Here is a 19,215-nt window from a genome sequence, read left to right on the forward strand (position 1 = left end):
CCATGAGCAGTGTGCTGATTCGCAACGCCCGGCTGGTCAATGAAGGCCGTGAATTCGAGGGTGATCTGCTAGTGGACCACGGGCGTATCGTGAAGATTGCCGCCAGCATCGAAGGTGAAAACGCGGTAACGGAAATCGATGCCAAAGGCCAGTTGCTGCTGCCAGGCATGATCGATGACCAAGTGCATTTCCGCGATCCGGGCGCGCCGGACAAGGGCAGTTTTTACACCGAATCGCGGGCCGCGGTGGCCGGTGGCATCACCAGTTTCATGGACATGCCCAACACCCGCCCGGCGACTCTGACCCTCGCTGCACTGGCCGACAAGAAGCGCCGCGCGGCGATCAGCTCGGTGGCCAATTATGGCTTTCACTTCGGCGTCAGCAACGACAACCTCGACACTGTAGCCGCCCTCGATCCCTGTTCAGTGGCTGGGGTGAAAGTCTTCATGGGCGCCTCTACCGGCAACATGCTGGTGGACGACCCGCGGATTCTCGAGCGGCTGTTCGCCGAAGTCCCGACTATCCTGCTCGCCCATTGCGAGCACACACCGAGCATCCAGGCCAACGAACGCAATCTGCAGGAACTGTTCGGCGAGGCCATTCCGGCGGCAGCCCATCCACTGATTCGCAATGCCGAAGCCTGCTTTCACTCTTCCTCGATGGCCGTGGATCTGGCCAGACGCCACGGCACGCGGCTGCACGTATTGCACCTGTCCACCGCTCGCGAACTGGCCTTGTTCGAAGACAAACCGCTGGCCGAAAAACGCATCACCGCTGAGGTTTGCCTGCACCACTTGCTGTTCGATGATCGCGACTACACAAGCCTCGGCAACCTGATCAAGTGCAACCCGGCAATCAAGACCCAAGCCGATCGCGATGCCTTGCGCCAGGCCTTGGTGGGCAACCGCCTGGACGTGATCGGCAGCGATCACGCGCCGCACACCTGGGCCGAGAAACAGCTGCCCTACCGTCATGCTTGCCCCTGGTGCAACACGCCCTCCCCGCGCTGCTGGAGCTGGTGGCCGATCAACTTTTGCCGCTCACCACCCTGGTGGAAAAAACCAGCCATCGAGTCGCTGACCTGTTCGCCATTCCCGATCGCGGTTACCTGCGTGAAGGCTATTGGGCCGACCTGGTGCTGATCAAAGCCCAGCCCGACGGGAAAGCTGTCGATCGGCAACCGATCCTCGCCCAATGCGGCTGGACGCCCTTTGCCCAACGGCGCTTTCGCCACAGCGTCAGCACCACACTGGTTTCGGGGCAAATTGCCTGGCACGCCAATCGTCTCTATGACAGGTGCCGGGGGTTGCCACTGAGGTTTATGCGTTAGGGAGGATTGGGGGCAGATGGGTGTTGAATAGGTGTGTGAGCGGTTGAGCCGGGAAGCCAAGGCTGTTCAGTGCTTTTTACGATGCCTGTTCTGACGTATTCGCGGGCAAGCGGACGTTGCCCGGCCCTTCCCACAGGGTTCGCGCTGAACCTGTGGGAGCGGGCTGGCCGGCGAAGCTTTTAAGCTCTTGGTTTGACCGTTCCGCAATCCTGCCCCATCCACACCGCGCGGGTATCCAGGCTGCCCTTCTGTTGGATGCCCGTGGCATTGAAAGTGCCATTGACCTTGGTCGTGAATTCTCGGTCGCTCAGGAAGTTGGCGACGCCGGTACCTTGCGCTTTCGGGCAGCTGAAGCGGAATTTCCACTGGTTACCCATACGCTCGGTGACTTCCTGTTTGCAGCCCGATTGCGGGTCTTGCAACGGAATGGTGTCGGACTTCACCTGTTCCGGCGTCAGGCAGACCCGAATGCCTTTGCCACCCATGGTGATGCCCTGCTTCTCCAGTGCAGCCCGTTGCTGCGGGGTCATCTGGTTCTGCAACTGACCAAGGATCAGTTGCAGATCCGGCAGATTCTGATCGTCGACTTTCATATTGCTTGAAGTCAATTCCCACAAGCCGGGCTGCAGCATCTGTGCCTGAGCGGCCACAGGAAGCAACACACCAACAGCCATGGCCAAACCCAGCAGACGAACGTTCATCGAGTAACTCCTAGAGGATAGTGGCCGTTAGACGTCAAGAATCTACTTGGGTTGCATGGCGAATTAAATAGCGACAATCGCCGCAGAACATGGTCTGTTAAGCATTGAATCATCAGGAGTCAGGCTGCCCCATGGATTATTTTGGCCCGCATGTTTTCGGTTATCTGATCGCCATTATTCACTCGCTGGGCACGATCGCCGCTATCCATGCGGTGTTCACCGTCCGCACCGCTCAAGGCGCGATTGCCTGGGCCATGTCACTGCTGTTCATTCCTTATCTGACACTTATCCCCTATCTGGTCTTCGGCCGCAGTACATTCGATGCCTATATCAAGGCCAGACGCCAGGCCAACGAAGAGATGCGCAAAGCCATTGCCGACCTCAACTGGCGCCCTTGGGTCGAAGAAGCGCTGGCCGCCCGCGCCTCAAAGGCCTATGCCTCGTTACGAGCCATGCCCAAACTGGGCCGCATGCCGTGCCTGGCGAATAATCAGGTGCGTCTGCTGATCAATGGCGAAGCCACGTTCACGGCGATTTTCGATGCCATTCGTAACGCTCGGCAAGCGGTATTGATCCAGTTCTTTATCATCCACGACGACCAGCTCGGTCGTCGCCTGCAGACCTTGTTGATGGAAAAAGCCGCCGAAGGCGTGGCGATCTACGTGCTCTACGACCGCGTCGGCAGCCACTCCCTGCCTCACAACTATGTTCAGCCGCTGCGCGATGCCGGCGTGCAGGTCAAAGCCTTTGCCACCCGTAGTGGCTGGCTCAATCGCTTTCAGGTCAACTTTCGCAATCACCGTAAAATTGTCGTGGTCGATGGCTTGCATGGATTTGTTGGCGGGCACAACGTCGGCGACGAATACATGGGAGAGAAACCGCCCCTGGCACCTTGGCGCGACACCCATATAGCCGTTACTGGACCGGTAGTGGCCTGCATGCAGGAGTCGTTCGCCGAAGACTGGTTCTGGGCTGCACGCCAACTGCCGCCATTGATCCTGCCGGACACCTATCCGGACGCCGGCGTGCTCTGCCAACTGCTGGCCAGCGGCCCTGCCGACTCCTATGAAACCTGCTCGCTGTTCTTTGTCGAAGCCATTCATGCCGCCAGCGAGCGGGTCTGGATCACCAGCCCGTATTTCATTCCCGATGAAGCCGTGTTCGCCGCGCTACGCCTGGCGGTATTGCGCGGTGTCGATGTGCGAATTCTGCTGCCCTCGCGACCCGATCACCGCATCGTCTATGCCGCCTCCAGCCTCTTTGCTTTCGAAGCAGTGCGGGCCGGGGTGCGAGTGTTCCGTTATGAGCCAGGCTTCCTGCATCAGAAGGTGGTGCTGGTCGACCGCGAAATCAGCGCTATCGGTAGCGCGAATCTGGACAACCGTTCATTCCGGCTGAACTTCGAAGTGATGCTGCTGACCGTCGACAGCCAATTCTCCACCGAGGTCGAGCATATGCTCAACGCTGACTTTGCCCTGGCTCACGAGATCGCCAAAGGCGAAAGCCGGGACACCCGCCGCCTGCAACAGCTAGGCATGCGAGTCGCCCGGCTCATATCGCCGATCCTTTAAGGGATGTAGATATCGTCGCGAGTCCACGGCAGTTCGTGGCTACCGTCGGGGTGGATCTTGACCGCAAGAATCTGGTGCAGATTGATCCAGCCCTTGGCGAACGCGTAAGCGCACCCAGCCAGATAGAGCCGCCAGATGCGTAACGCTTGCTCTGGCACCAGTTTCGCGGCGGCTTCCAGATTGTCCTCCAGGCGCTCGCTCCAATGGTCCAGGGTGCGCGCGTAATGCAGACGCAGGCTTTCGACGTCGACGATTTCCAGCCCGGCCTCGCTGATCTTGGCCGAGATCATCGATAGATGCGGCAGCTCGCCGTTGGGGAATACATAACGTCCGATGAATTCACCGAAGCCCCGCCCGACTGGCCGGCCGTCGGTGTGCTTGGCGGTGATCCCGTGGTTCATCACCAACCCGCCCTCGCGCACCGCACCGCACAGGGTCTTGCAGTACTGCGCGAGGTTCGCGTGGCCCACATGCTCGAACATGCCGACACTCACCACCTTGTCGAAGCGACCGTCCTGGGGCAGGTCACGGTAATCGAGCAGTTGCAGTTCGACCTGATCTTCCAGGCCTTCGGCCGCCACCCGCTCACGCGCCAGGTCCAATTGTTCCTTGCTCAGGGTGATACCGAATACCTTCGCGCCGAACTCCCGGGCCGCGAAGCGCGCCAGCCCGCCCCAACCGCAACCGACATCCAGCAGGTACTCGCCGGGTTGCAGGCGCAGTTTGCGGCACAGATGACGGAACTTGGCTTGCTGGGCTTGTTCGAGCGTCTCGCTGCCGGTCTCGAAATAGGCACAGGAATAGACCATGTCGCTATCCAGCCAGAGCTGATAGAAGGCATTGGACAGGTCGTAGTGATAGGAGATGGCCGCCGCATCGGTGGCTTTGTCGTGCTCGGAGCGCACCGGCTGAAGATCGTCGCTCTCATCCAAAAGGGCCTGGCTCAGAGCATCGCACACCCGAATGACGTCATGGATCGAGCCTTCCAGTTCCAGTTTGCCCTCAACAAAAGCACTGCCCAGCAGATTCAGGTTGGGATGAGTGAATTGGGCAACCATCTGTGGATCCTTGACCACAATGGTGACGCTGGGTGTTGGGCCCAGATTGAATTCATGACCATCCCAGAGTCTGAGGCGTAACGGTAACTGCAGATTCTGTAAGGCCGGTGGAATATGCGCGAGCATGGAGAGTCCCCTTGTTTCAGGCATCTGATGTGAGGGTAGACCATCCAGGACAATTAGCAGGCTATCCAACTCATAGCCTTTCTCTATGGCCAGCGAGGCTGATCAAACTGCCCTAACTCAACTGTTTCAGCCAGTTTACAGTCTGTCTTGGCACACCCTCTTCACAAGAGACTGCCAACTCGCTGAACAGTTCGAAAAAGCTATAAGCCCTGACCACCACCCTGCCCTTCAACGATTTGCAGCCGGTGAAATGGGCTGCACGCGCAGGGTCAAACCTCCTCCTGGAGCTTGAGCAACGGCTCCTGAAAACGCAGCAACCGTCCCGCGTTGCCCAATACCAACAAGGTACTGAGGTTATGCAGCACGGCCGCAATCATCGCCCCGGCGGCGCCCAACCAGCCGAAGGCGGCAAACGCGATAATCGCCAGGGTCCAGCCCAGACCGATGATCACGTTGACCTGCAGCGTCTGCCGACACTGGCGACTCAAGCGCACACAGGTGCCCAAGCGCCGCAGGTCGCTGCCGATCAACACGATATCGGCCGAAGCCAATGCGATGTCCGCCCCGCCCGCACCCATGGCGACACCGACGACCCCGGCCTTGAGGGCCAGCGAATCGTTGATCCCGTCCCCCACCACCATCGGCCGGAAGCCACTACGAATTTCTTGCAGCACGCGGTTGAGCTTGTCTTCGGGCAGAGCCTGGGCTTCGACATCGCTGATCCCGACTTCATGGGCCAGGCTATGGGCAACGCTTTGCCGATCACCGGTGAGCAGCAATTGCCGCCCCAGGCCGAGTTCACGCAACTCACTCAGGGCGTGGCGGGCCTCGGGTTTGATGCTGTCAGCGAGCAACAGCCAGCCGAGAAATTGTCCGTCCAGTGCGAGGCCGGCGATCGGACCGTCATGCTCGGGCACGGCAGACGTGGCGATCTGCAACTGCGCAAACAACTCTGGGCGACCGAGCGCCGCCTCACCCTGCTCGGTCTGCGCAACCACACCCAAACCCTGGCGCTCACGAATATCCGACAACAGCAGAAAATGCTCCTGCGTCACCAACCCGGCCAATGCTCGGCTGACCGGATGGCTGCTGGCGGAGCCAAGGCTGGCTGCCAGCCTCAACAATGGGCTGCGATCCTCGACCGGGCTGTCGATCGACTGCAGACGCAGGGTGCCGAAGGTCAGGGTTCCCGTCTTGTCGACCACCAGCGAAGTCAGGTCCGCCAACTCTTCGAGAAACGCCGAGCTGCGAATCAGAATCCCGTGACGAGCCGCCACGGCGATCCCGGCAATTGCCGTGGCCGGTGCCGACAACACCAGGGCGCAAGGACAGGCCGCTACCAGGACCGCCAACATCGCCTGGGCATCGTTGCTGATAAACCAGGTCACGGCTGCCAGCAGCAAGACCAGCACCATGTAGCTGCCGGCATAACGTTCAAGCAAACGGGTGATCGGCGGCTTCGAACGCTCGGCGCTTTGCATCAGGGCGATAACTTTGCCCAACGTCGATTCAGTTCCGGTGCGGGTGACTTCAATCCGCAGCAAGCCATCGAGGTTGATCGCCCCGCCGAACACCTGCATGCCAACACTCGCCTCCAGTGGTACCGACTCTCCGGTGATAGGCGCGGTGTCGAGGCTGGCTTGCCCGGAAAGTACCAGGCCATCAGCGGGCACCCGATCACCGGCGCGCACTTCCACCTGGTCGCCGGTCTTGAGCGTGGCGTTGTCCACTTCGATAATCGTGCCGTCGGCCTGCACTCGCCGTGCATGGCTGCGAGTCAACTTGCCCAGGGCATGAATGGCTTCCTGGGAGCCGATGACGCTACGCTCTTCGAGCACGTGACCGAAGATCATGATGATCGGCAGCAAGGCCGCGGTCAGCAAATCGCCAGTGGCCCAGGCACCCATCATCGCCAAGGCGATCAACTGATCGGTGATGCCGTGCAGACTCGGATAACGCAGGCTATACCAGGCCGAACGCATCACCGGTACAGCCACCAGCAATGAGGCAAACCCCAGCAGCAACTGACTGACGCCGCTTTGCTCCGGCGCCCACCAGCGCCAGACCAGACCCAGGGCGAGCAAGCCGAGGGCGAGCATGGCCAAGGTCAATTGGCGAGCGGCGCTGCGTTGTTCGACAGAAGTCAGCATGCTCACCGCAGGCTGTGTGGCGGAGGATTTGGCAGTCATTGTTCGGCTCCCTGGATGATCAAGCGCGAATCGTCTTTAGGATCGACCGTGGTTACCGACCCGGCCTGGCCAAGGATTTTCGGTAGACGCTCGCGGTAGATACGCAGGAGCATTTCCGGGTCGGCACCCTTCTGCTGCGCTTGGGTCAGGCTCAGTACCGTCGCGGTGTCGGCCGAGGCTTTGGCCAGGCGTTCACTGGCTTGGGCGTGGGCAACTTGCAGGGCACGATCGGCTTGCTGGGTGGCAGTCTGGGTGAATTTTTCGGCGTCGGTTCGCGCATTTGCCACGGCTTTGTCAGCCTGTTGGCTGGCGGTCAGCACGGCGTTGAAGGCGTTCACCGCCGGGCCGGGCAAACTCGATTGCACATCGACCCGCGCCACCTCGATCCCCAAGCCCAGTCCGGTTGCGCTCAGCTCGGCCAGGCGTTGGTTAATTCCGCGCACCAGATCGCCACGCAGTCGCTCGCGACGCTCGGCGGCCTGGTTGCCCGCACCGATCAACTCGGGGCGCGCCACCAGAATAGTGTCCAGATCTCGTGCGGCACTCAGCGCCACTGCACTGCGGGTGACCAGTCGATCCAGCGCCGGCAGCACATGTTCGCCTTGCAGGACGAAAGCATAGGGTTCGATGACTTTGTAGAAGACCCGCACATCGAGTTGCACCACACCGGCATCACCCGTCAGCAAGTAACCGGAGCCGGCCAGAGTGTCACTTAACGGTGTGGCGAAACTCGCCACTCGATCACCCTGCAGCGCGGCGTCGGAGCGCAGCAAGTTTTCCACCCGGCGTTCGATTACCCGATCTGCCGCCGGCAATAACACCACCTGCTCGAACGGACTCGGCCAGGCCAACAGCAAACCGGCATTCTGAATCCGATCCAGGGCGCCGAACTGCAACACCACCGCCCGATTCTGCGGATCGATTTGCCGCACGTTGGAGAACAACCACGCCAGCGCCGCCAATACCGTGACCGCGTACAACGCCAGAAAAGCCAAACGGCCGGCCTGAATCCAAGGGCTGTCGATAGCATTTGTTCCACGTGGAACCTTATTCATGGTTGCGACCTGGCCTTGGTGCCGAGACTCGGTGGCCCATCAACCAACACTCGGAATGGCGCCGCATCAGTGCGCAAAATCAGTTTGGTACCCGGAGTGACCACTGTGCCCAAGGTGTCCAACGAACGCAGCAAGTTATACAGCTGCGGCGAACCCGCGTAAGCGCGGCCGTAAATCTGCGCGGCTTCGACTCGGGATTGAGCTTCGATATCAGCAGCTTTTACCGTTGCATCGGCTTGCAGGATTCGCGCATCACGTTCAGCGGCAGAACGAATTTGCGCCGCTTCGCGTTTGCCGATTGCCGTGCGCTCGGTGGCGATGGTTTCACGCCCGGCACGCATGCGGTCGACGGTGGCAGTCAGCGTCACCGATGGCAGGGTCAGCCGTTCGATGCCGACTTGCAGCACACGTACGCCATAGGTGGTGAGCAGTTGCTGATCTATCTGCTTGCGCAACTGCGCTTCGAAGTCGGCAATACGGACCTGATTGGCATCAGTGTTCACCAGATTCGCCAGGTCGAAACTGCTGGCCGTGGTTTCGAGTGCCGAGCCAACAAAGGTACGAATCTGCCGCGCCGCTTCATCTGGCTGGTTTTGCACTGCGCGCATAAAGCGCTGCACATTGTCCGGGTCGCCCTGCACCTGCCACGCCACGTAAGCCTGCACAATGATCCGCAATCCATCGCGAGTACCAACGTCCTGCAATCCGCTGGAGGTGGTGCGCAATCGCAGATCCACCGGGATCGCCGCTTCGAACGGTGCTGGCCAGCGCCAGCCAAGACCAGGAGCCAGCAGCACCCGCGACGGGTTACCGAAGCGGGTAATCACCGTCGCTTCGCCAGAACGCACTTGCACCAGGCTCGCGGCGGCAATGGCAAACAACACCAACAACGCCGCCCACGCCATGCGCCGCCAGGGAAAAGGCCCGGCCTCCTGCGGCTCACCATGGTGATGATGGTGGTGGCCGTGAGGGTGCCCGTGCTCGTGGCCGGAATGGTCTTGATGCTCATCGTGGGAATGCGGCTGGCTCATTGGGCGGCTCCTGGCTGAACGGTATTACGCGGCGCCGCAGGGTCAGCCGGTAGCGTGAACGTGCGTAGATCGATGGTCGGCGCACCGTTGGCACCGAGTCGATGATCGAGAACCAGCAGCCTGGCATTAGCCAGGCCAAAGGTCAGTTGACTGAAATATTGCTCCAGCACAAAAGCCTGGCCGGCCACGGCATAAGCCTTTTGCTCGGCGGCAAAACGCCGGTCGGCGGCTTGGGCGGTGGCGCTGATTTCATGGGCGATGGCCACCGCTTGATCGCGGGCAATGCTGGCCAGCAACTGCGCCTGGTTGGTCTGTTCGCTGGCCGCGCCGCGCTCTCGGGCGATCAATGCCTGAGCGCCAATCTGCGCCGCCTGCACCCCGTGGTAAGCGTTGGCGGCGCCTGCCGGTGGATGGATCGCTTCGACTACGGTGGCCAGAATTTCCACGCCACTGTCGAGCTTCTGCAAGTCAGCCTGCACGGCGCGGCCGATCTCCTCGGCAAGCCCCTGACGGTCCTCGCCCAGCAAACCATCGAGGGTCCGCGAGGCGAAATCGTGAACCAGAATCCGGCTGGCGGTGCTGCGAATCAGGCTCGGCACATCGGCGCTGTTGTAAGTCGCCGCCAGTGCCGCCTGATCGGTCAGGCCGATGCGGTAGACAAAACGCACGTCCATGTTGATGATCTGAAAGCTCTGTTTGTCGGCGCGGCTGCTGGCGATCACTTGGGATTTGTCATTCACATGGCTGGCGTCCCACAGCCGATTGGCGATCAACGGCGCCGGACCTTCCGCTGGCTCGGGCAATGTTGCGACAGGCGCTTCACCGCTTGTGGCCAACTCATGCACTACGCCATTCTCGACGCTCAACACTCGGCCCAACGGCCACGGCAATCCGGCGTGCAGTCCTGGCCCGAAGACTTCCACCGGTTTGCCGAATCGCTCGTAAATGCCCCGCCCTTGCAGCGGAATTTCGTGAATCCCGCTCAGTAACCAACCGACTGCCAGTACCACCAACAACACCGGCAAAAAAGCCCGGCGCATGTAGCTGAAGGCCCAGATCTGCCTGAGGTCGATGCCAAAGCGGTTGTGCAGCTCGTGCTGCAACGCCAGCAAGGGCTGCGGTGGCCAGCGCAGCGTATCGGCGACAAAACTCTGCGCCAGCAGCCGTGGCTCAAGTTGTTCACGGCGCGGGCTGAATAGCGACAACACCGCGCGCAGCAGAAATTCGGCCGCCACCAAACCTGGCAACAGGCCAATCAACACCGCCAGTCGTACTGGCCAGACTGACGCCTCACTGCTGAACAACAGGCAAAGCGCGCTCAACACCAGACAAATGATCGCTACCCGGATCAACTGCCCAAGCTGCCCGGCTTCGGGCCACTCGGCAGGGTTTTCCTGGGCCAATTGCCGTTCGAACACCAGCAAGCCAAAAGCCAGCAACAACGAAAGTGCTGCCCCGACACTGGCCGATAGACCCACTGCCGCCCCGGGCAACGACAGGTTCCAGACCTGCTCGATACTCAACAGTGTCAGCAGCGCCCAACCGGCCAACCAAAGGATCGGCGCGCCAATCTGCGCCAGCAGACTGAACCATCGATGACTGATACGCTCCAGCAACCGCTCGTACCAACCAAGGTTTTCGGCGGGGGTGCTGACGGCGGTTTCAACCGTCGCCGGCTGGTAAGTCCCCAACGCTTGCTGTCGCCAACGGCTCACCCACCAGGCCGATTGCAGGCCTGCGACCACCACCAGTAACGCCGCGGCCTGGTTGACCAGCAACGCAGGCCAGACCGACTGCGGTGCAAACACGCCGACAAAAAAGCCCAGCGCCAGCGCAATCGCCGCCAACCCTGCCAGGCCACTAGCCATTCGCTTCAAGCGTCGCGCGTGAAATGCCGCCTGTTGAAACCGCGGCAGTCCTTCTACATCCGCCCCACCCGCTTCCAGATCGATCTGCATACCACCCCAGCGCTTGCCGTTGCCAAAACCTGGCCTGGGGATAAGTCCCCGGCCGTTGCGAATTCTTTATTTTGTTACGATATAACGATAATAGTGAATTTTTTGTGTGCCGCACACTCCTGACTAATAGTGTTCTGCACTCGACTGGCCGGCATCAGGCAGGCTTCTTCGCTACCAGCTACGCTCAGGGCCAGACATTACGGCACTGATCATCAACATCTCGACAAGGAACTGTCCCCTCCATGCCTTCCATCTACCAGCTCAAACCAGCCTTTCAAAACCTGCTGCGGCCTTTGGTTCAGCGCCTGTTCGATAACGGCAATACCGCCAATCAAATCACCCTGTTGGCGGGCTTGATCTCGGTGCTGGTGGGTGTCGCGGTGGCCAGTTTCGCCGAACATCCGTGGGTGTTCGCACTGATACCCGTGTGGATGATTCTGCGCATGGCGCTGAATGCCATCGACGGCATGCTGGCCCGTGAATTCGGCCAGCAATCGCCCCTGGGCGCCTACCTCAATGAACTCTGCGACATCATCGCCGACAGCGCGCTGATCCTGCCGTTTGCAATGATCCCTGGAGCGGACCCGTTGATCGTGTTGCTGGTGACATTACTGGCGCTATTCAGTGAATACGCGGGGGTGCTCGGGCCAATGGTCGGCGCTTCGCGACGCTACGACGGCCCGATGGGCAAAAGCGATCGGGCGTTGGTGCTCGGCGTGCTGGCGACCGGGATTGCCCTGGGCTGGCTCGCGGCAGCCTGGATCAACGGCCTGCTGCTAGTGGTCGCTGCTCTGCTGCTGTTCACCCTGGTCAATCGGGTCCGTCAGGGCTTGAAAGAAGCCCGCAATAACGCCCCATCGGCATAAGGAGATCAGCATGCGTGAAGCCCGGGATCAGACTTTCAGCACCCACGACGGCGTACCGCTGTTCTACCGCCACTGGCCTGCCAGCGCCTTGCCTGCCGGGGAGCCGCGCAAGGCCGTGGTGCTGTTTCACCGCGGCCATGAACACTCCGGGCGTATCGCCCATTTGGTGGATGAGCTGGACCTGCCAGCATTCGATTTCTTCGCCTGGGACGCTCGCGGTCATGGCCAATCCCCCGGTGCCCGGGGCGACAGCCCGAGTTTTTCCACCAGCGTGCGCGACGTGCAGACCTTCTGCGATCACCTGAGTGCGGCCCATCAGGTTAACCAGGAGAACATGGCGGTGATCGCCCAGAGCGTCGGCGCGGTGATCGTGGCCACCTGGGTCCACGACTACGCGCCGCGAATCCGTGCATTGGTATTGGCCTCTCCGGCGTTCAAGGTGAAACTCTACGTGCCCTTCGCCAGGACGGGCCTGGCCCTGATGCGCAAGTCTCGCGGCAACTTCTTCGTCAACAGTTACGTCAAGGCGCGCCTGCTCAGCCACGACCGACAACGCGTGGACTCCTACGACAGCGACCCGCTGATTACCAAAGCGATTTCGGTGAATGTGTTGCTCGGGCTGTATGAAGCGGCGGACCGCGTGGTCGCCGATGCCCAGGCGATCCAGGTGCCCACCCAACTGCTGATCTCCGGCTCGGACTTCGTGGTGCATCGCAAACCCCAGGAACAATTCTTCGAGCGCCTCGGCAGTTTGCAGAAGGAAAAACACATTCTTCCAGGGTTCTTCCACGACACCCTCGGCGAACGGGACCGCGGCATAGCGCTGAGCAGCGCCAAGCGTTTTATCCTGCAGAACTTCCAGCGCCCGGTACACCGCCCTTCCCTGCTCGACGCCGACCGCCTCGGCCTGACCTGTGCCGAATCCGAAGCGCTGGCCGCACCCTTGCCGCGCAACTCGCTGCGTGACCTGTACTGGCGCCTGACCCGCGCCAGCATGCGCCTGGGCAGTCGGTTGTCGGCCGGGGTCAAACTCGGCTTCGACAGTGGTTTCGACTCCGGCAGCACCCTCGATTACGTCTACCGCAACCAGCCGACCGGGCACACCGCCGTGGGCCGGATGATCGATCAGAACTACCTGAACTCCATCGGCTGGCGCGGCATTCGCCAACGCAAACTGCACCTGGAGGAACTGTTGCGCCTGGCGATGGCACAGCTGCGCGAGCAACAGCGCGAAGTACGCATCGTCGACATCGCCGCAGGCCACGGACGTTACATTCTCGAAGCCTTGCAGGGCGTCAACCCGCTGCCCGAATCGATCCTCCTGCGTGACTACAGCGACCTCAATGTGCGCGAAGGTAGCGCGCTGATTGCCGAGAAAGGCTTGAGCGAGATAGCTCGCTTCGTCAAAGGCGATGCCTTCGACCAGGCCGATCTCGCGGCGCTGCAGCCGAAACCGAGCCTGGCGGTGGTCTCTGGTCTTTACGAATTGTTCGCCGACAACCAGCTGGTCGGCGGCTCGCTGGCCGGGTTGGCCGCCGCCGTCGAGCCCGGCGGTTATCTGCTTTACACCGGCCAGCCGTGGCACCCGCAACTGGAGCTTATCGCTCGCGCCCTGACCAGCCACCGCCAGGGTCAGGCCTGGATCATGCGCCGCCGCAGCCAGGCGGAAATGGATCAGTTGGTCGAAGCGGCAGGGTTTCGCAAGATCACCCAGCGTATCGATGAATGGGGCATCTTCAGCGTGTCGCTGGCGCAGCGGGTGCAATGATGACCACCGTCGTAACGCCCCTGCGAGAGGCCGGCCTGCTGAAGTCGGCGCTGCTCTGGTTGCTGCTGCTGGCGCCGTTGTTTTTCAGCACCTACGGCTTCGCCACCTGGGTTTCCGCTCAGCGAGATGACGTGGGTAGCCTGGTATTTGGCTGGGAGTCGAACATTCCGTTCCTCGCCTGGACCATCGTGCCCTACTGGTCAATCGACTTGCTGTACGGACTGTCGCTGCTGTTGCCGAGCAGCCGCGACGAACTCAGGCGCCATGCCTTGCGCCTGCTCACGGCCCAGGCGATCGCCATCAGCTGCTTCCTGCTTTGGCCGTTGCGCTTCACTTTCCAGCGCCCGGAAATGGATGGCGTATTCGGTTGGCTGTTCGACGTACTGGCGGGCTTCGACAAACCCTTCAATCAAGCGCCGTCCCTGCACATTGCCCTGCTGGTGGTGCTCTGGGTCTGCTACCAACGTTATACACAGGGTGCCTGGCGTTGGTTGGTGCATGGCTGGTTCGGGCTGATCGGGGTTTCTGTACTCAGCACTTATCAACACCACTTTATCGACTTACCCACAGGCGTTCTGGCCGGCTGGCTGTGCGTCTGGTTGTGGCCGTTGGACCGCCCCAGTCCGCTGCAGACCGCGCGCCTGGCAGCTGATCGCAAGCGCTGGCAACTGGCGCTGAGTTATGCCCTGGGAGCAATGATTCCGGGCATTTCAGCCTTCGCTATTGGTGGCGGGTGGTTGTGGTTGCTCTGGCCGGCCGTGGCCTTGTTGATGGTCGCATTGAACTACGCGCTGTTCGATGCCGCCGGCTTCCAGAAGGGTGCCGATGGCCGGTTGAGCCCGGCCGTCCGTTGGTTGCTGGCGCCCTATCTGGGGGCGGCCTGGATCAACTCGAGGCTGTGGACAAAAAAATACCCACAGGGAAATCGGGCTGTGGGTAACATTTTCACAGGGCTGAAAAACACCCAACTGAAAAAATATCCACAGGCCGATCGGGTTGTGGATAACGTCTGGCTAGGGCGGATCCCGAGTTCATCGGAACTGAAACACAGCCCGTTCCGCGCGGTGCTCGATCTCTGCGCTGAATTGTCGTTGCACGCACCGGACCTGACCTATCACTCGCTGCCCTTGCTCGACCTTATCGCCCCCACCGCCGAGCAATGCCTGGAAGCCGCGCAGGCCATTGAGCACCTGCGTCAGCACGGGCCGTTGCTGGTTTGCTGCGCGCTGGGTTATTCACGCAGTGCCACGGCCGTCGCCGCCTGGCTGCTGTACAGCGGTCGCGCGGCCAGCGTCGAGGCGGCGCAGATGCACATTCAACAGCAGCGGCCCGGGATCGTACTGCGCCTGGCCCACCGCCAGGCACTGGAGCAAATGAGGACTGCCAATGGCCACTGACCTGTCCCTGGAAGTCGTCGCCAGCCTGCTGCGCCGGGGTCGGGCTGTGGATCAGTTATCCACGGGCATCACCCTGCTGGGCTTGTTGCTCGGCCTGGTGCAACTGTTGCTGGCCACCATCAGCCCGGTCTGTCTGATCCTCAGCGCGTGGATGGTGCTGCTCGGGCTGTTGCAAAAGTACTGGGCGCTGCGGGTAGCTTTCGACGCGGACCTGTTTCAGCGTATGGCCAGCGAAACCGAGCAACTGACCCAACGCACGCAAGCCATGGACCGGGCGTTGCAGAGCCTGAGCCTGCAAAAACCCAATCGACCCCCCAGGAGCTGGGCCGAGCGCAGCCGCGGCGCGCTGAAGCTGCTGCGTCGGCAAGTACAGCTGTTGGCCGTGCAAGTGCTACCGCCACTCGCGGTCATCCTCGCCAGCCCCTGGCTGCCCTTTGCTGGATAAGGAATCCTCATGTTCGAACCCGTGGTCGCCACACTCATCACCTCCGCCGCCCGCACCGTCACCGGCGCTCGCAGCCTGTGGCTAGGTTGCGCGCCGCAGAGGGTGCAGCGCATCTACTTCGCCAACCACAGCAGCCACGGCGATTTCGTGCTGCTCTGGGCGTCGTTGCCGCCGGCATTACGCAAGGTCACGCGGCCAGTGGCCGGTGCGGATTATTGGCAAAAAAGCCCGCTGCGTCGCTACATCATCAATCGGGTGTTCAACGGTGTGCTGATCGACCGCGAACGCAAGGACCCTGTGGATAACCCCTTGCAGCCAATGCTCGAAGCGCTGGAGAACGGCGACTCACTGATCATTTTCCCGGAGGGCACGCGCAATCTTGAAGAGGGTCTGCTGCCCTTCAAGAGCGGGATTTATCACCTGGCAAAAAGTTATCCACAGGCCGAGTTGATCCCGGTGTGGATCGCCAATCTCAACCGGGTCATGCCCAAGGGGCGCGTCCTGCCTCTACCCCTGTTATGCACAACCAGCTTCGGGGCGCCGCTGGTGCTCGAAGAGAGCGAGAGCAAAGTGCACTTTCTTGAACGCAGCCGCGACGCACTGCTGGCCCTGGCCCCGGAGCACTCCTGAGATGGATAGGCATACCCTGATGTTATTCAGCGCGATTGGCGCGATTCTGCTGTTGGCCTCGCTGATCGGTTTCATCCTCAAGCTGCGGACCCGCGACACGCCCAACCCGGTGATCGATAACCTCAACGCGCGGATCAACGCCTGGTGGGTGATGGTGGTGGTCATCGGTATTGCCTTCTGGCTCGGTACCAGCGCAGTGATCCTGCTGTTCTACGCGGTGTCCTTTTATGCCCTGCGGGAGTTCTTGACCCTGACGCCCACCCGGCGCAGCGACTACCCGGCGTTGGTGGCGGCGTTCTACCTTGCCCTGCCCGTGCAGTACTTGCTGATCTACTTCGACTGGTACGGGCTGTTCTCGATCTTCATCCCAGTCTATGTGTTCCTGCTGCTGCCAATCCTTGCCTCGCTGGGAGGTGACACTACGCACTTCCTCGAACGCGCCTCGAAAGTCCAATGGGGGCTGATGATCGCGGTGTTCTGCGTGTCGTTCGTGCCGGCGCTGTTGACCCTCGACATTCCCGGTTACGAAGGCCGCAACCTGCTGCTGATCGCCTGGCTGGTGATCGTGGTGCAGCTGTCGGACGTGTTGCAGTACGTCTGCGGCAAGCTGTGGGGCAAACACAAGATCGCGCCGAATCTCTCGCCATCGAAAACCGTCGAAGGGTTTGTCGGCGGCATTGTGCTGGCTTCGCTGATTGGTGCCGCGCTGTGGTGGATCACGCCGTTCAATCCCTGGCAGTCGTTCCTCATCGCGTTGTTGATCAATCTGCTGGGATTTGCCGGCGGCATTGTCATGTCAGCGATCAAGCGCGATCGCGGGGTGAAAGATTGGGGACATATGATCGAGGGCCATGGCGGCATGCTCGATCGGCTGGACTCAGTGTGCTTCGCCGCGCCGATTTTCTTCCATCTGGTGCGCTACTGGTGGACTTGAGTGCTACTGGGTCATTACCTGTGCTACGCCTTTTTCTCGGCCCGCTACCCTTGACTCCCAACACTCGGCCGTTTCATATTACGACCATAATGTTTTGTCCGGTCTACCGTTAGACGTTCCCTTCCCCCTTGCAGGAGAGCAGCCATGAGTACCTACGACGTCGTGATTCTGGGCGGTGGCCCTGGCGGTTACAACGCCGCCATCCGCGCGGGCCAGCTGGGTTTGAAGGCGGCGTGCGTCGAAGGCCGGGCGACGCTTGGCGGGACCTGCCTGAATGTCGGTTGCATGCCCTCAAAAGCGCTGCTGCACGCCTCGGAACTCTATGACGCGGCGATGGGTGCCGAATTTGCCAACCTGGGTATCGAGGTCAAACCGACCCTCAACCTCGCGCAGATGATGAAACAGAAAGACCAGAGCGTCGCCGGGCTGACCAAGGGCATCGAGTTTTTGTTTCGCAAAAACGGGGTCGACTGGATCATCGGCTGGGGCCATATCGACGGCCCGGGCAAAGTCACGGTGACCGACAGCCAAGGCGGCAAAACCGAACTGCAGGGCAAAAACATCATCATCGCCACCGGCTCCGAACCTTCCCCATTGCCCGGTGTGGAGATCGACAATCAGCGCATTCTCGACTCCACCGGCGCGCTGTCGCTCAGTGAAGTGCCCAAGCATCTGGTGGTCATCGGCGCGGGGGTGATTGGTCTTGAGTTGGGCTCTGTGTGGCGGCGCCTGGGCAGCCAGGTGACAGTGGTCGAATACCTGGATCGTATTTGCCCGGGGGTCGATGGCGAAGCCGGTAAAACCTTGCAACGCTCATTGGGTAAACAGGGCATTACCTTCAAGTTGAGTTCCAAAGTCACCCGCGCCACCACCTCGGCCACCGGCGTGCAGCTGAGCGTCGAACCGGCGGCGGGTGGCGCCGCCGAACTGCTGGAAGCGGACTATGTGCTGGTCGCCATCGGGCGCCGGCCTTACACCCAAGGGCTGGGCCTGGAAAACGTCGGGCTGGCGACGGACCCGCGCGGCATGCTGCCCAACAAGGGCTATCGCACCGAAGCCGAGGGGGTTTGGGTGATCGGCGATGTCACCTCCGGACCGATGCTCGCCCACAAGGCCGAAGACGAAGCCATGGCCTGCATCGAGCAAATCATCGGCAAGGCCAGTGAAGTCAATTACGAGCTGATTCCCAACGTGATTTACACCAAACCCGAGTTGGCCAGCGTCGGCAAGACCGAAGAGCAGCTCCAGGCCGAAGGTCGGGCTTATAAAGTCGGCAAATTCCCCTTCACCGCCAACAGCCGGGCGAAGATCAATCACGAAACCGAAGGTTTTGCCAAAGTGCTGGCGGACGAGCGCACGGATGCAGTGCTGGGGGTTCACCTGGTGGGTCCGAGTGTCAGTGAAATGATTGGCGAATATTGCGTGGCCATGGAGTTTTCCGCCTCGGCCGAGGACATCGCCCTGACCTGCCACCCGCACCCGACCCGCTCCGAAGCGCTGCGCCAGGCAGCGATGGATGTGGCGGGGATGGCGACGCAGATGTAGGTTTATCGGATCAAGAATGGTGAGGGCAGTTACACCGCTATCGCGAGTAATCTCGCGGTGTGGCCGCATTCCGACGATCTTTAGCTTCCTTCAATCCGGCAAATGCCCGAGCGGCAACGGCCCGGGGGTTTTTACGGTGTGGATGGCGAAGTTGCTGCGGATGTCGCTGACTCCCGGCAACTTGAGCAGGCTGCCGGTGAGGAAGCGTTCATAAGCCCGCAAGTCCGGCACGACCACTTGCAGCAAAAAATCCGACTCGCCCGACACCAAAAACGCTGAAATCACCTCGGGCAATGCGGTCACGGCCTGGCGAAAGGCTTCGGCTTCGGCGTCGTTGTGCCGTTCGACCTTGACCCCGACAAACACCGTCAAACCCAGGCCGACTTCGTCACGGTCGAGGTTGGCCTGATAGCCGCGAATCACTCCGGCCTCTTCCAGCAAGCGAACCCGGCGCAAACAGGGTGAGGCCGACAGACCGATCTCGTCGGCCAGTTGCACGTTACTCAGGCGCCCGTCTCGTTGCAAGGCGGCGAGGATTCGGCGGTCGTAGGCATCCAGTTTCATTCTTGGTAGTTCCAGACTGTTTTTATTCATTGGGTGGCAGATTGTGC

15 protein-coding genes and 1 pseudogene are annotated in these 19,215 nt (G+C 61.1%); 9 read left to right on the plus strand and 7 right to left on the minus strand.

Annotation, left to right across the window (positions count from 1 at the left end; genetic code table 11):
• Positions 1-2 precede the first annotated feature (2 nt).
• Positions 3-1,330: pseudogene (locus F8N85_RS12185) on the plus strand (dihydroorotase).
• 179 nt (positions 1,331-1,509) lie between these two features.
• Here the strand turns inward: F8N85_RS12185 and F8N85_RS12190 are convergent.
• A complete protein-coding gene (locus F8N85_RS12190; protein WP_150803862.1) occupies positions 1,510-2,031 on the minus strand; it encodes a DUF3617 domain-containing protein in 522 nt (173 codons plus the stop codon).
• A 131-nt stretch (positions 2,032-2,162) separates the two neighbouring features.
• Between F8N85_RS12190 and cls the strand changes: the two genes are divergently transcribed.
• The gene (cls, locus tag F8N85_RS12195; protein ID WP_150803863.1) at positions 2,163-3,602 is read left to right on the plus strand and encodes a cardiolipin synthase; all 1,440 of its coding nucleotides are present in this window, start codon (positions 2,163-2,165) and stop codon (positions 3,600-3,602) included.
• Here cls and cfaB read toward each other — a convergent pair.
• From cfaB to hflK (F8N85_RS12220), 5 genes are all read right to left on the minus strand, one after another.
• Complete coding sequence (gene cfaB, locus F8N85_RS12200) at positions 3,599-4,786, minus strand: C17 cyclopropane fatty acid synthase CfaB (protein WP_150803864.1); 1,188 nt, start codon at positions 4,784-4,786, stop codon at positions 3,599-3,601. The genes cls and cfaB overlap by 4 nt on opposite strands.
• Before the next feature lie 269 nt (positions 4,787-5,055).
• Positions 5,056-6,975, minus strand: coding sequence for a cation-translocating P-type ATPase (locus F8N85_RS12205; protein WP_150803865.1), 1,920 nt, complete (start codon positions 6,973-6,975; stop codon positions 5,056-5,058).
• Positions 6,972-8,030: a protease modulator HflK gene (hflK, locus tag F8N85_RS12210; RefSeq protein ID WP_150803866.1), complete on the minus strand. Its 1,059-nt coding sequence runs from the start codon at positions 8,028-8,030 to the stop codon at positions 6,972-6,974. Before hflK (F8N85_RS12210) ends, F8N85_RS12205 begins: the two co-directional genes overlap by 4 nt.
• Positions 8,027-9,061, minus strand: a complete 1,035-nt coding sequence (gene hflC / locus F8N85_RS12215) for a protease modulator HflC (protein WP_150803867.1) — start codon at positions 9,059-9,061, stop codon at positions 8,027-8,029. The genes hflK (F8N85_RS12210) and hflC overlap by 4 nt, the downstream gene beginning before the upstream one ends.
• Positions 9,058-11,019, minus strand: a complete 1,962-nt coding sequence (gene hflK, locus F8N85_RS12220; RefSeq protein ID WP_150803868.1) for a protease modulator HflK — start codon at positions 11,017-11,019, stop codon at positions 9,058-9,060. The genes hflC and hflK (F8N85_RS12220) overlap by 4 nt, the downstream gene beginning before the upstream one ends.
• A gap of 242 nt (positions 11,020-11,261) precedes the next feature.
• Here hflK (F8N85_RS12220) and F8N85_RS12225 point away from each other — a divergent pair, with 242 nt between their 5' ends.
• The 7 genes from F8N85_RS12225 (at position 11,262) to lpdA (ending at position 18,604) form a co-directional block, all read left to right on the plus strand.
• Positions 11,262-11,885, plus strand: coding sequence for a CDP-alcohol phosphatidyltransferase family protein (locus F8N85_RS12225; RefSeq protein ID WP_150803869.1), 624 nt, complete (start codon positions 11,262-11,264; stop codon positions 11,883-11,885).
• 10 nt (positions 11,886-11,895) lie between these two features.
• Positions 11,896-13,653 carry a bifunctional alpha/beta hydrolase/class I SAM-dependent methyltransferase gene (locus F8N85_RS12230; RefSeq protein WP_150803870.1) on the plus strand — a complete coding sequence of 586 codons (1,758 nt, stop codon included), beginning with the start codon at positions 11,896-11,898 and terminating at the stop codon, positions 13,651-13,653.
• A complete protein-coding gene (locus F8N85_RS12235) occupies positions 13,653-15,050 on the plus strand; it encodes a phosphatase PAP2/dual specificity phosphatase family protein (protein WP_150803871.1) in 1,398 nt (465 codons plus the stop codon). Before F8N85_RS12230 ends, F8N85_RS12235 begins: the two co-directional genes overlap by 1 nt.
• On the plus strand, positions 15,040-15,495 hold the full coding sequence (locus tag F8N85_RS12240; protein WP_150803872.1) for a hypothetical protein: 456 nt from the start codon (positions 15,040-15,042) through the stop codon (positions 15,493-15,495). Before F8N85_RS12235 ends, F8N85_RS12240 begins: the two co-directional genes overlap by 11 nt.
• Before the next feature lie 9 nt (positions 15,496-15,504).
• On the plus strand, positions 15,505-16,125 hold the full coding sequence (locus F8N85_RS12245; protein ID WP_150803873.1) for a lysophospholipid acyltransferase family protein: 621 nt from the start codon (positions 15,505-15,507) through the stop codon (positions 16,123-16,125).
• A 1-nt stretch (position 16,126) separates the two neighbouring features.
• Positions 16,127-17,059: a phosphatidate cytidylyltransferase gene (locus tag F8N85_RS12250; RefSeq protein ID WP_150803874.1), complete on the plus strand. Its 933-nt coding sequence runs from the start codon at positions 16,127-16,129 to the stop codon at positions 17,057-17,059.
• Positions 17,060-17,203: 144 nt separating this feature from the next.
• Positions 17,204-18,604, plus strand: a complete 1,401-nt coding sequence (gene lpdA, locus F8N85_RS12255) for a dihydrolipoyl dehydrogenase (RefSeq protein ID WP_150803875.1) — start codon at positions 17,204-17,206, stop codon at positions 18,602-18,604.
• Between the two features lie 90 nt (positions 18,605-18,694).
• On the opposite strand, the gene F8N85_RS12260 is transcribed toward lpdA, so the two are convergent.
• Complete coding sequence (locus tag F8N85_RS12260) at positions 18,695-19,168, minus strand: Lrp/AsnC family transcriptional regulator (protein ID WP_150803876.1); 474 nt, start codon at positions 19,166-19,168, stop codon at positions 18,695-18,697.
• Positions 19,169-19,215 lie beyond the last annotated feature (47 nt).

Source organism: Pseudomonas fluorescens, from assembly GCF_902497875.1.
GTDB classification, from domain to species: Bacteria; Pseudomonadota; Gammaproteobacteria; order Pseudomonadales; family Pseudomonadaceae; genus Aquipseudomonas; species Aquipseudomonas fluorescens_BR.

Excerpts from the sequence above, each read along its gene's own strand:
- F8N85_RS12260 (WP_150803876.1), bottom strand. The coding sequence starts at position 19,168 with ATGAAACTGGATGCCTACGACCGCCGAATCCTCGCCGCCTTGCAACGA.
- F8N85_RS12205 (WP_150803865.1), bottom strand. The coding sequence starts at position 6,975 with ATGACTGCCAAATCCTCCGCCACACAGCCTGCGGTGAGCATGCTGACT.
- F8N85_RS12250 (WP_150803874.1), top strand. The coding sequence starts at position 16,127 with ATGGATAGGCATACCCTGATGTTATTCAGCGCGATTGGCGCGATTCTG.
- cfaB (WP_150803864.1), bottom strand. The coding sequence starts at position 4,786 with ATGCTCGCGCATATTCCACCGGCCTTACAGAATCTGCAGTTACCGTTA.
- F8N85_RS12190 (WP_150803862.1), bottom strand. The coding sequence starts at position 2,031 with ATGAACGTTCGTCTGCTGGGTTTGGCCATGGCTGTTGGTGTGTTGCTT.
- hflK (WP_150803868.1), bottom strand. The coding sequence starts at position 11,019 with ATGCAGATCGATCTGGAAGCGGGTGGGGCGGATGTAGAAGGACTGCCG.
- F8N85_RS12245 (WP_150803873.1), top strand. The coding sequence starts at position 15,505 with ATGTTCGAACCCGTGGTCGCCACACTCATCACCTCCGCCGCCCGCACC.
- hflC (WP_150803867.1), bottom strand. The coding sequence starts at position 9,061 with ATGAGCCAGCCGCATTCCCACGATGAGCATCAAGACCATTCCGGCCAC.
- F8N85_RS12230 (WP_150803870.1), top strand. The coding sequence starts at position 11,896 with ATGCGTGAAGCCCGGGATCAGACTTTCAGCACCCACGACGGCGTACCG.
- F8N85_RS12240 (WP_150803872.1), top strand. The coding sequence starts at position 15,040 with ATGGCCACTGACCTGTCCCTGGAAGTCGTCGCCAGCCTGCTGCGCCGG.
- F8N85_RS12225 (WP_150803869.1), top strand. The coding sequence starts at position 11,262 with ATGCCTTCCATCTACCAGCTCAAACCAGCCTTTCAAAACCTGCTGCGG.
- lpdA (WP_150803875.1), top strand. The coding sequence starts at position 17,204 with ATGAGTACCTACGACGTCGTGATTCTGGGCGGTGGCCCTGGCGGTTAC.
- F8N85_RS12235 (WP_150803871.1), top strand. The coding sequence starts at position 13,653 with ATGACCACCGTCGTAACGCCCCTGCGAGAGGCCGGCCTGCTGAAGTCG.
- cls (WP_150803863.1), top strand. The coding sequence starts at position 2,163 with ATGGATTATTTTGGCCCGCATGTTTTCGGTTATCTGATCGCCATTATT.
- hflK (WP_150803866.1), bottom strand. The coding sequence starts at position 8,030 with ATGAATAAGGTTCCACGTGGAACAAATGCTATCGACAGCCCTTGGATT.